The sequence below is a fragment of the Azospirillum thermophilum genome (assembly GCF_003130795.1).
Classification (GTDB): domain Bacteria; phylum Pseudomonadota; class Alphaproteobacteria; order Azospirillales; family Azospirillaceae; genus Azospirillum; species Azospirillum thermophilum.
Map to the genome: position 1 here is coordinate 1,909,207 of NZ_CP029353.1, position 11,519 is coordinate 1,920,725.

Consider the following 11,519-nt stretch of genomic DNA (forward strand, 5'->3'; position numbering starts at 1 on the left):
CGCCATGTCCTCCCCGGCCCCCGCTTCCACCCCGGCCCCCGTTTCCACCCCGGTCGACCGCGAGTCCCTGCCCTACCGCCCTGCGTCGGCGTCATGCTGCTGAACGACCGCGGCGAGGTGTTCGTCGCCCGCCGCCACGGCTCCGCGGCCGACTGGCAGATGCCCCAGGGCGGCATCGACGAGGGCGAGACCGCGCGCGAGGCGGCGATGCGCGAGCTGGAAGAGGAGATCGGCACCGGCAAGGCCGAGATCCTGGCGGTCTCCGCCGGGCTCCACCGCTACGACCTGCCCGACCATCTGCTGGGCAAGGTGTGGAAGGGCCGCTGGCGCGGCCAGGAACAGGTGTGGATCGCCGCCCGCTTCACCGGCAGCGAGTCCGACATCGACCTCGCCACCGCGCATCCGGAGTTCGACGCCTGGAAATGGATCGACCCGGAGACGCTGCCGGCCCTGATCGTCGCCTTCAAGCGCCCGGTCTACGAGGCCGTGCTCGCCGAATTCCGCCCGGTCATCGCCCGCCTCAGGACCGGCTCCTGAGGACCGGCTCCTGAGGCTGCCGCCCGCTCCGCCGCCCGTTCCAGCACAAGCGGGGCGGGGGCGGAGACCTCATGCAGTGTCTGACGCATCGTAACGATCGGCACGATATTGCCGCGTGCTGGTGACATTGTTGTGCACGTCAAAACGAAAATTCCATACGGCGCTTGAGGTTAGTCGCCGGCGGCTGACGTTTTGACGCAGGCGATCTCCCCTGACTTAACGAATCCTTATCCGGACCTCTGGCACCGTTTGGCCGAATGCCACCCGGTTGAAGAAGAGGCACCCTCCGTGACCCTGATCAAGTGGAGCGAGGAGAACGGACAGGTCCGGCTGGGCCTGCCGGGCGACCTCGACCTGCCGATGGCGCAGCCGCTGGCCGACAGCCTGCGGGCCGCGGCTGCCGCCGCCCCCTGCGTGCTGGTCCAGGCCGACGCGGTGGAGCGGGTCAGCACGGCCTGCGTCCAGGCGCTGGTCGTGGCCGCCCGCGATCTGGCGGAGCATGGCGGGATCTTCGCCGTCCTGTCCCCGTCGGAGGCGCTGACCGAGGCCTGCGAGGATCTGGGACTCGCCTCGTGGCTGAAGCAATGGAGCCAAGCGTGAAGAAGAAGGTTCTGACCGTCGACGATTCCCGCACCATGCGCGACATGGTGGCGTTCACGCTGAAGAATGCGGGCTACGAGGTGGTGGAGGCCTCCGACGGCCAGCAGGCCCTGTCGGTCGTCGCCGCCAACAAGGTGGACCTCGTCATCACCGACCTGAACATGCCGGTCATGGACGGGCTGACGCTGATCCGCCGCCTGCGCGCCACCCCGGCGCACCGTACGACCCCCATCCTCATGCTCACCACCGAGGCGGACGAGAGCAAGAAGATGGAAGGCCGCTCGGCCGGTGCCACCGGCTGGATCGTCAAGCCGTTCAACCCCGACAAGCTGATCTCCGTCGTGCAGAAGGTCTGCGGCTGACGCCGCGGCGACCGGGAGCTCGGGAATCGAAGGAGGCGCCGTCCGTGGAAGATCTCAGCCGCTTCAAGCAGACCTACTTCGAGGAGAGCGCCGAGCTGCTGGCGATCGCCGAGGCCGGGCTGCTCCGCCTCGCCCCCGGCGAGGTCGACATGGACGAGGTCAACGCCATCTTCCGCGCCGTCCACTCCATCAAGGGCGGCGGCGGCGCCTTCGGCTTCACCGACCTCGTCGCCTTCGCGCACGAGTTCGAGACGGTGATGGACGGGGTGCGCAACAGCGACATCCCGGTGACCACCCCGCTGGTCGACACGCTGATCCGCGCCAACGACCTGCTGGCCCAGCTCCTCGCCTATGCCCGCGAGGAGGGGGAGGTGCCGGCCGGCCTCACCGACGACACGGTCGCCGCGCTCCGCCGCATCCAGCAGAACCGCGGCGCCGCGCCCGCGCCGGCTCCGGCCGCCGCGCCCGCCGCGTCCGCCGCGCCCGCGGCCCTGCCCGACGAGGAGGATGCCGAGGCCGGCATCTTCGGCGACGCGCTGGCCGCCATCAACGCCGCCCGCGCCGAGCAGGAGCCGCCCGCCGACCCGGCGGCGCTCCCGGAGGACACCGCGGAGCCCGGCCGCCTGCGCTGGACCATCGTCTTCCGCCCGCGCGGCGACCTGCTGATGTCGGGCAACGAGCCGGCCTTCATGCTGCGCGCTCTGAAGCGGCTGGGCGAGGCGGAGATCACCTGCCACCTCGACCGGCTGCCCTCCCTGCAGAACCTGGAGGCGGAACAGCTCTATCTCTCCTGGACCGTCACGCTGCTGACCGATCCCGCGGTCGGCCGCGACCGGATCGAGGACGTCTTCGAGTTCGTCGCCGACGAGTGCGACATCGCCATCACGGTGGAGACGCCGCCCGCCCCGGCCGCGATGCCGGCGGGGCCGGACGCCGCCGCGCCGGTCGCCGTCACGGATCCCGTGCCGGCCCCCGCCACCGCCGCCGCCTCCTCGGCCGCTGCCACCTCCGCTGCCACCTCCGCTGGCGTCCCCGCGGCGAAGCCCGCCGAGCCCGGCGCCGGCAAGTCCGGCGGCGCGCGCCCCGGCGGCAACGGCGGGGCGGACCATGCCGGCATCACCAACCACACGATCCGCGTCGACCTCGACAAGATCGACCGGCTGGTGAACATGGTCGGCGAGATGGTGATCACCCAGGCGATGATCGCCGAGCATGTGCGCGAGCTGCCGCAGGGCCAGTTCCAGGAACTGCTGGAGGGGTTGGAGCAGCTCGCCCAGCACACCCGCGAGCTGCGCGAGAGCGTCATGTCGATCCGCGCCCAGCCGGTCTCCAGCGTCTTCTCGCGCATGCCGCGGCTGGTGCGCGAATGCGCCGCCGCCACGGCCAAGGAGGTGCAGCTCGTCACCTCCGGCGAGACGACGGAGGTCGACAAGACGGTGGTGGAGAACCTCGTCGATCCGCTGACCCACATGATCCGCAACTCCATCGACCACGGGCTGGAGCCGCCGGACGAGCGCGAGCGCATCGGCAAGCCGCGCGCCGGCACCGTGCACCTGTCGGCGCAGCACCGCTCCGGGCGCATCGTCATCGAGGTGACCGACGACGGCCGCGGCATCAACCGGCCCAAGGTGCTGTCCAAGGCGATCGAGAAGGGGCTGGTGCAGCCCGGCGCCAGCCTGACCGACGAGGAGATCGACAACCTGATCTTCCTGCCGGGCTTCTCCACCGCCGACCAGGTGTCGAACCTGTCCGGGCGCGGCGTCGGCATGGACGTGGTCCGGCGCAACATCACCTCGCTCGGCGGGCGCATCGGCGTCTATTCCACCCCCGGCGAGGGCTCGCGCTTCGTGCTGTCGCTGCCGCTGACCCTGGCGGTGCTCGACGGCATGGTCATCTCGGTCGGGGAGGAGCGCTTCGTCCTGCCGCTGACCAACATCGTGGAGAGCCTGCGGCCGAAGCCCGCCGACCTGCACGGGCTGGTCGGCAAGTGCGAGGTGATGATGGCGCGCGGCGACTATGTCCGCCTCGTCCACCTGCACGCCCTGTTCGGCATTCCCGGCGCCGAGCGCGACGCCACCCGCGGCCTCGTCGTGCTGGTCGAGACGGAGGACGGCTCCCGCCTCGGCCTCGTCGTGGACGAGGTGCTGGGCCAGCAGCAGGTCGTCATCAAGAGCCTGGAGGCCAACTTCCGCCGGCTCGACGGCGTCGCCGCCGCGACGATCCTCGGCGACGGCCGGGTGGCGCTGATCCTCGACGTCGCCGGCCTGCGCGAGATGAGCCGCCACACCGATCCGCAGGACGACGCCCCGCGCGACCGCAGCGCCGGCGCCGTCCTGGCGCCGCCGCCCGCCGCCCTTCCCGCCCCCCGTCAACGCGAAACGGTCTGAGGCCACAGCGATGAACACGTCCACAGCACTCGCTCCCGTCGCGGGCATCCGCAACGAAGCCGCCGCCGTCAACGGGACGGAGGAGCAGTACGTCACCTTCACCGTCGGCAGCGAGGAATACGGCGTCAACATCCTGGCCGTCCGCGAGATCCGCGGCTGGACCCCGGAAAGCCGCCTGCCCAACCTGCCGGACTATGTCCGCGGCGTGATCAACCTGCGCGGCATCATCATCCCGATCTTCGACCTGCGCGCCCGCTTCGGCGGCGGCGCCACCGAGGTGACCAGGCGCCATGTCGTCGTCGTCGTCCAGGTGGGGGAGCGCACGCGCGGCATCCTGGTCGACGCCATCTCCGACATCCTGGCCATCGGCCACGACGCCATCAAGCCGCCGCCCGACGTGGACAGCGGGCTGATCGACGCCGAGTACCTCAGCGGCCTCTACACCGCCGACGACCGCATGGTCACCCTGCTGAACGTCGAGCGGCTGTTCGCGGTGGAGGTCCACGAGGCCGACGCGCCCGCCAAGACGCCACCGGCGCTGGAAAAGCCCGTTTGACCGGGACGGTCCGGACGGCGGCGGCCGGTTGACGGCCGGTTGACGACGAATAAGAAGAAGACGGAGGAGGAGGCCCCATGTCCAGGATCGAGGCAGGGACGGCGATGGCCGGACGGACGGCGACCGCGACCGGCATCGCCGGGTGGCTGAGGAACATGCGCATCGCCGGCCGGCTGTGGATCGCCTTCGGGCTGCTGCTGGCGCTGCTGGTCGTCCAGGGGGCGATCGGCGCCTTCGGCCTGAACCGGATGCAGGACGACGTCGGCTCGATGGCCGGCACCGCCCGCCTTGCCGTCTTCGCCAAGGACCTGGAGGCCCGGCTGGTCAACCAGCGCGTCCACGGCCGCGACTACCTGAACACCGGCAACCCGGCCTCGCTCGACCGCCAGCGCGCGCTGCGCGACTCCTTCAACAAGGTCCTGGCCGACAATCGGGCCGCCATCGCCGCCTCGCCCAGCGCCGCGAAGTTCGCGGAGCTCGCGCGCCTGCACGCCGACTACCACGACCAGTTCGAGGCGGTGGCGGAGGCGCGGCAGCGCTTCGACCGCATCGTGCAGGACCGGCTGGACGAGAACGGCGGCCGCGTCGCCGCCCTGCTCGACCAGATCGTCGCCGCCGCCCGCGCCTCCGGGACCGGGGAGGCCGCCCTGCTGGCGCTCGACGCCGACCGGCAGTGGTCGCAGCTCCGCTTCCAGGCGGGCCGCGCCGTAGGGCTGAAGGACGCCAAGGCGGCTCCCCTGGTCGATCCGCTCGCCGAGCGCCTCGCCAAGGCCCTGCAGCCGCTGGAGACCATGCTGAACGGGCCCGCCGCCGCGGCCCTGTCCGAGGTCGGGCGGCGGGCCGGCGATTTCCGCGCCGCGGTGCCGGACGCGCTGGCCGTCGATGCCGACATCGCCCGGCGCACCGCCGCGGCGGTCAGGACGGTCGGCCAGCTCACCGAGACCATCGAGGCGATCGTCGCCGCCGCCCGCGCCGACCAGGACGCCATCGCCGCCGCCGCCGCCGAGCAGGCGACCGCCGGCATGCGGCTCTCCGTCCTGCTCGGGCTCCTGTCGGTCCTGCTGGGGGCCGCCGCCGCCGTGCTGATCGCCCGCTCGATCATCGGGCCGGTGACCGGCATCCGCAAGGTGATGGCCGACCTGTCCGACGGCCACCTCACCGTCACCGTGCCGCACACCGACGCCGGGGACGAGCTGGGCGACATGGCCCGCGCCGTCGCCGCCTTCAAGGACGAGGCGGTGGAGGCGGTGCGCTCGCGCATCGCGCTCGACCGCGTGGCGACCAACATCATGATGGCCGACCCGGACGGGGTCATCACCTACTGCAACGACTCCATCCTGAAGATGTTCAAGGCGGCCGAGGCGGACCTGCAGGCCTGGCTGCCCGGCTTCGACAGCGGCCGGCTGATCGGCCGGAACTTCGACGAGTTCCACCGCGACCCGTCGCACCAGCGGCGCATCCTCGCCACCCTCACCCAGACCTATGTCGGCTCGGCCAAGGCCGGCGGCCACACCTTCCGCGTGGTGGCGAGCCCGGTCATCGGCCGCCACGGCGAACGGCTGGGCACCGTCGTCGAATGGCGCGACCTGACCGAGGAGCTGGCGATCGAGGAGGAGATCAGCCGCATGGTCGACGAGGCGGTGCGCGGCGACTTCACCCGCCGCATCGCGCTGGACGGCAAGACCGGCTTCTTCCGCATCGTCAGCGAGGGCATCAACACGCTGGCCGCCAACGTGGAGAACGTGACGGAGGAGCTGGCCTCGATGCTGGAGGCGCTGTCGCAGGGCGACCTCACCCGCCGCATCGACCGCGAGTACGAGGGCGTCTTCCAGCGGCTGCGCGACGACTTCAACAACACCGTCTCCCGCCTCTCCGACACGGTCCGGCGCATCGACGCCGCCGCGGCCGCCATCGCCACCGCCAGCCGCGAGGTCGCCGCCGGCAGCATCGACCTGTCGGAACGGACCGAGCAGCAGGCCTCCTCGCTGGAGGAGACGGCGGCCAGCATGGAACAGCTCGCCGCCACCGTCCGCTCCAACGCCGAGAACGCCCAGCAGGTCAACAGCTTCGCCATCGAGGCGCGCGCCGCCGCCGCCCGCGGCGGCGAGGTCGCCGGCAACGCCGTCTCGGCCATGCAGCGGATCGAGCACTCCTCGCAGAAGATCTCCGACATCATCGGGGTGATCGACGAGATCGCCTTCCAGACCAACCTGCTGGCGCTGAACGCCGCGGTGGAGGCGGCGCGCGCCGGCGACGCCGGCCGCGGCTTCGCCGTGGTGGCGCAGGAGGTCCGCCAGCTCGCCCAGCGCTCCGCCCAGGCCTCCAGGGAGATCAAGGCGCTGATCCTCGACAGCGGCAGCCAGGTGCGCGAAGGCGTCGATCTGGTGCGCAGCGCCGGCGCCACCCTCACCGGCATCGTCGCCGGCATCGGCAGGGTGGCCGACCTCGTCGCCCAGATCGCCCACGCCTCCGCCGAGCAGACGGCCGGGCTGGACGAGGTGAACACCGCCATCGCCCATATGGACGAGATGACGCAGAAGAACGCGGCGCTGGTCGAGGAGAGCACCGCCGCCGCCAAGTCGCTGGAGGAGCAGGCGCAGGAGCTGCGCGCCCAGATGGGCTTCTTCATCCTCGACCAGGGTGCCGCGGCGCACCGGTCGGCGGCGTGAGGCGGACCGTGCGGGCCCGCCTTCCCTTATCCCGCCCCCTGCCCGGCCCCGGCCCCGGCCCCGGGAACGCCCCGCTGTCCTGCGAGGACATGGACGATGCGCCGCCCGCGTCCGCCCGCCCCTCGCCGCGCGACCTGCCGGGGTCGGGGCGGCGCGAGTTCCCCTTCCACCGCCGCCATTTCGACCTGATCGCCCGCATGCTCTACCAGCTCGCCGGCATCGCGCTCGCCCCGCACAAGGTCGAGATGGTCTATTCCCGCCTCGCCCGCCGGCTGCGCGACCTGCGGCTGCCCGACTTCGACAGCTACTGCGCCCTGCTGGAGGGCGAGGACGGCGCGGCGGAGGTCGGCTATCTGGTCAACGCGCTGACCACCAACCTGACCAGCTTCTACCGCGAGGCCCACCACTTCGAATTCCTCGCTCATCACGCCCTGCCGGAGTTCCGGGCGCGCAACGCCCGCTCCCACATCCATCCCGGCCCCCATCCCGGCTCCCCGGCCCCCCACCCCACCCGGCCGCGGCTGCGCATCTGGTCGGCCGGCTGCTCCTCGGGGCCGGAGCCCTACACCATCGCCATGGTGCTGGCCTCCACGCTCGGGGCGGAGCTGCCGCACTGGGACGCCCGCATCCTCGCCACCGACATCGACACCCACATGGTCGAGACGGCCCGCCGCGGCGTCTATCCGGCGGAGATGACCTCCGGCATCCCCCCGGCGGTACGCGACCGCTTCACCCACCGCACCCGCGACCGCGGCGAGCCGGCGGTGGCGATGGACGACGCCCTCAGGCGGCTGATCACCTTCAAGCCGCTGAACCTGCTGGAACCCTGGCCGATGAAGGGACCGTTCGACGCCATCTTCTGCCGCAACGTCCTGATCTATTTCGACCGCCCCGGCCGCATGAAGGTGATCGACCAGTTCGCCCGCATGCTGCCGCCCGACCGCTACCTGTTCCTCGGCCATTCGGAGAGCCTCTACGGCGTCTCCTCGCGCTTCCGGCAGGTCGGCCCGACCATCTACCAGAGGGTCTGAGGATGAACGACTATGCCCGCCGCCGCGCGACGGTCGTCCCGGACGCCCCTCCCCCGCGTCCCGCCGACCTCCACCCGCCGCTGCACGGCCGCCGCCGCCACCGCCTCCTGCACGATCCCCTGCAGGGCCGCTCGCCCTGCGCGCCGCATCCGGTGGAGCCGGCCACCGGCCCCGCAACCGGCCCGGCCGTCCCCCCGGCGGCCATCGGGACGGAGACGGTGAAGATCTTCCTCGGCGACCATGCGGTCAGCGGCCGGCCGGAGGTGATGATGGCGACCACGCTCGGCTCCTGCGTCGCCGCCTGCGTCTACGACCCCCGGCTCGGCGTCGGCGGGATGAACCATTTCCTGCTGCCCGAGGTGCCGGAGTCGGAGCTGCAGGGCGCCGGCGCCGCCGCGCGCTACGGCTCGGTCGCCATGGAACGGCTGATCAACGCCCTGCTGGCGCTCGGCGCCCGGCGGGAGAGGCTGCAGGTGAAGCTGTTCGGCGGCGCCCGCGTCATCGAGTCCAGCCTCGACGTCGGCGGGCGCAACGGCCGCTTCGCCGTCGAGTATGTCCGGCGCGAGGGGCTGACGCTGGCCGGCCAGGATCTCGGCGGCAACTCGGCGCGGCGGGTGCATTTCTTTCCGCACTCCGGGCGCGCAATACGGCGGCTCTTGCATCCGGAAGCTGTCTCGGACACGGTACGCACCGAGGTAAGTTATATGACCAGCCTGCACCGCTGCCCGATCGAGGGCGAGGTGGAGCTGTTCGGAGACAACTGAGCCATGCCCAGGCCGATTCGCGTCGTGGTCGTCGATGACAGCGCTCTGATGCGCGAGATGCTGCGGGACATGCTGTCCCGCGAAGCGGGGATCGAGGTGGTCGGCATGGCGCGCGACCCCTTCGAGGCGCGCGAGATCATCAAGGCGACCAACCCCGACGTCATCACGCTCGACGTGGAGATGCCGCGGATGGACGGCCTCTCCTTCCTGGAAAAGATCATGACGCTGCGCCCGACGCCGGTGATCATGGTGTCCTCGCTGACCCGGGAAGGGTCGGAGGCGACCATCCGCGCGCTGGAGCTGGGGGCGGTGGATTGCGTCGCCAAGCCCGGCGGCTCCGACGGCCACGGCTTCGAGGCGACGGCGCGCGAGCTGATCGACAAGATCCGCGTCGCCGCCACCGCCCGGCTCGCCATGCGCCGGCCGCCGGTCCCGGCCGGGCTGCTGCCGACGCCGCGCCGCGCCGGCTCGGGCACGCGGCTGATCGCCATCGGCGCCTCGACCGGCGGGGTGGAGCGCATCCGCGACGTGCTGACGGTGATGCCGGCCGACTGCCCGCCCATCGTCGTCACCCAGCATATGGGGCCGAGCTACGTGCCCAGCTTCGCCGCCCGGCTCGACCGTCTGGCGGCACCCTCGGTGCAGGTGGCGACCCACGGCGCCCGGCCGGCCCAGGGCCTCGTCCTCATCGCCCCCGGCGACCGCCATCTGGCGATCGCCCGCGACGCCCACGGTTTCGTCTGCCACATCCAGGACGGCCCGCCGGTCAGCGGCCACCGCCCCTCGGTGGACGTGCTGTTCGGCTCGGTCGCCAAGGCGGCGGGAGCCAGCGCGGTCGGCGTCATCCTGTCCGGCATGGGCCGCGACGGGGCCATCGGCCTGAAGGCCATGCGCGACGCCGGCGCCTACACGATCGGCGAGCAGGAATCGAGCTGCGTCGTCTACGGCATGCCGCGCGCCGCCTTCGAGGCGGGGGCCGTCGCCGTGGAACTGCCGCTGGCCCAGATCCCGGCCGAAATCCTGCGCGCCTTCGACGCCCTCGGCGAGCGCGCGCGGCCGACTGGAGGAGTGTGATCATGTCTATCGCCGGTTTCCCGCTGACGCGGGAGGTTCCGCCGCCGGCCGCCCTGCCGGAGGAGGTCTCCGACGGACGGATCGCCGTCTCCGCCGACCTGATGTCCACCTGGCTCGGCTTCGCCGACGTCCAGCGCCGCACGCTCGACGCCATCCAGACGGAGCTCGGCCGCACCTCGGCCCAGGTCGAGGAGGCGACGCTCGACCTGTCGGTGCGCTTCCGCCAGCTCGCCGACAAGGCGATCGAACAGTCGGAGCGGGTCGGCGAGATCGTCTCGATGGCCGGCTCGGTTGCCATCGACGGGCAGCGGGTGCCGCTCGACGATCTGGTCACCGGCATGCAGGACATGATCACCGACATGGTGACCAACATCGTCACCCTGTCGCGCCACGCCATGAGCATGGTCTATCTGCTGGACGACGTGCAGAAGGACGTGGCGGAGCTGGAGAAGTCCATCGGCGACATCGACGCCATCAACCGCCAGACCAACTTCCTGGCGCTGAACGCCACCATCGAGGCCAGCCGGGCCGGCGAGGCCGGGCGCACCTTCGCCGTCGTGGCGCAGGAGGTCCGCCACCTCTCCCGCACCACCGCGGAGCTGGCCGAGCGCATGCGCTCCAAGGTCACCGCGGTGGTCAAGGGCGTGCGCAACGGCCACGACATCCTGCGCGAGATCGCCAATACCGACATGTCGCCCCAGATGCTCGCCAAGGAGCGGGTCGACAAGACCATGGACAGCCTGGTCGACCAGACCAACCACTTCCAGTCGGTGCTGGAGACGGCGGCCAGCGTCTCCTCGGAGATGTCGGCGACCATCGCCCACGTCATCACCGGCATGCAGTTCCAGGACCTGACCAAGCAGCGGATCGAGGCGATCAACGACAGCCTGTCCGTCATGACCGTCGGGCTGGCGGAGCTGGAGACCCGCACCCGCGACGAAGTGCCGCCGCATGTCGCGGCCCGCGAACCGCGAGAGTGGTTGGACCAGTTGCTCGGGCGCTTCAAACTGACGGAGATGCGGCAGCGCTTCGTGCGGCGCCTCCTGCTGGAGGGATCGGCGCTCGACGAGCACGGCGTCCTCGACCTCGACGCCGGCTCGCCCGGCGACGCCGGGGGCGACATCGAGCTTTTCTGACGCCCGCGCCGGTTCCGGCACCGGTCCGCCCTCCGGGCGCCGCGGGATGCCCCGAGGCGGATTCATTCAGGCAGATTTCTTCAGGAATACGGAATTCATGGATTACGCGATCGAGACCAGGGAGCAGACGACGGTGGTGCGCATGCGCGACCGTCTGACCTTCAACGACCACGCCAAGCTGCGCGAGCTGATCCGGGAGTTGAAGGCCGGCCCCGCCAAGCGCCAGGTGCTCGACCTCGCCTCGCTGACCTTCGTGGACTCGGCCGGCATCGGCATGCTGCTGATCGCGCGGGAGGAGCTGTCCGCCGCCGACAAGCAGTTGGTGCTGCGCGGCGCCGTCGGACAGGTCAAGCGCGTGCTGACCGTCGCCCAGCTCGGGAAGATCGTGACCATCGAGGACTGA

General features: G+C 71.5%; 10 protein-coding genes and 1 pseudogene. All 11 read left to right on the plus strand.

What is annotated here, in order from left to right; translation table 11 throughout:
• Nucleotides 1–4: 4 nt before the first annotated feature.
• The 11 genes and pseudogenes from DEW08_RS15325 to DEW08_RS15375 all read left to right on the plus strand — a co-directional run bounded on the left by DEW08_RS15325 (nt 5) and on the right by DEW08_RS15375 (nt 11,519).
• Nucleotides 5–537 (plus strand): annotated as a pseudogene (locus tag DEW08_RS15325) (RNA pyrophosphohydrolase).
• Between the two features lie 288 nt (nt 538–825).
• Nucleotides 826–1,137: an STAS domain-containing protein gene (locus tag DEW08_RS15330; RefSeq protein ID WP_109328535.1), complete on the plus strand. Its 312-nt coding sequence runs from the start codon at nt 826–828 to the stop codon at nt 1,135–1,137.
• Nucleotides 1,122–1,499: a response regulator gene (locus DEW08_RS15335; RefSeq protein ID WP_109328537.1), complete on the plus strand. Its 378-nt coding sequence runs from the start codon at nt 1,122–1,124 to the stop codon at nt 1,497–1,499. Before DEW08_RS15330 ends, DEW08_RS15335 begins: the two co-directional genes overlap by 16 nt.
• A 44-nt stretch (nt 1,500–1,543) precedes the next feature.
• Nucleotides 1,544–3,886: a chemotaxis protein CheA gene (locus DEW08_RS15340; RefSeq protein ID WP_109328539.1), complete on the plus strand. Its 2,343-nt coding sequence runs from the start codon at nt 1,544–1,546 to the stop codon at nt 3,884–3,886.
• Between the two features lie 10 nt (nt 3,887–3,896).
• Nucleotides 3,897–4,442 carry a chemotaxis protein CheW gene (locus tag DEW08_RS15345; protein WP_109328541.1) on the plus strand — a complete coding sequence of 182 codons (546 nt, stop codon included), beginning with the start codon at nt 3,897–3,899 and terminating at the stop codon, nt 4,440–4,442.
• A 77-nt stretch (nt 4,443–4,519) separates the two neighbouring features.
• Nucleotides 4,520–7,111: a methyl-accepting chemotaxis protein gene (locus DEW08_RS15350; RefSeq protein WP_245986300.1), complete on the plus strand. Its 2,592-nt coding sequence runs from the start codon at nt 4,520–4,522 to the stop codon at nt 7,109–7,111.
• Nucleotides 7,112–7,200: 89 nt separating this feature from the next.
• A complete protein-coding gene (locus DEW08_RS15355) occupies nt 7,201–8,142 on the plus strand; it encodes a CheR family methyltransferase (RefSeq protein WP_109328543.1) in 942 nt (313 codons plus the stop codon).
• Between the two features lie 2 nt (nt 8,143–8,144).
• Entirely contained in the window at nt 8,145–8,906 is a 762-nt protein-coding gene (locus DEW08_RS15360) for a chemotaxis protein (RefSeq protein ID WP_109328545.1), read from the plus strand.
• 3 nt (nt 8,907–8,909) lie between these two features.
• On the plus strand, nt 8,910–9,980 hold the full coding sequence (locus DEW08_RS15365) for a protein-glutamate methylesterase/protein-glutamine glutaminase (protein ID WP_109328547.1): 1,071 nt from the start codon (nt 8,910–8,912) through the stop codon (nt 9,978–9,980).
• A 2-nt stretch (nt 9,981–9,982) separates the two neighbouring features.
• Nucleotides 9,983–11,116 (plus strand): methyl-accepting chemotaxis protein, encoded by a 1,134-nt coding sequence (locus DEW08_RS15370; RefSeq protein ID WP_109328549.1) that lies wholly within the window; start codon nt 9,983–9,985, stop codon nt 11,114–11,116.
• Between the two features lie 97 nt (nt 11,117–11,213).
• A complete protein-coding gene (locus DEW08_RS15375; protein ID WP_109328551.1) occupies nt 11,214–11,519 on the plus strand; it encodes an STAS domain-containing protein in 306 nt (101 codons plus the stop codon).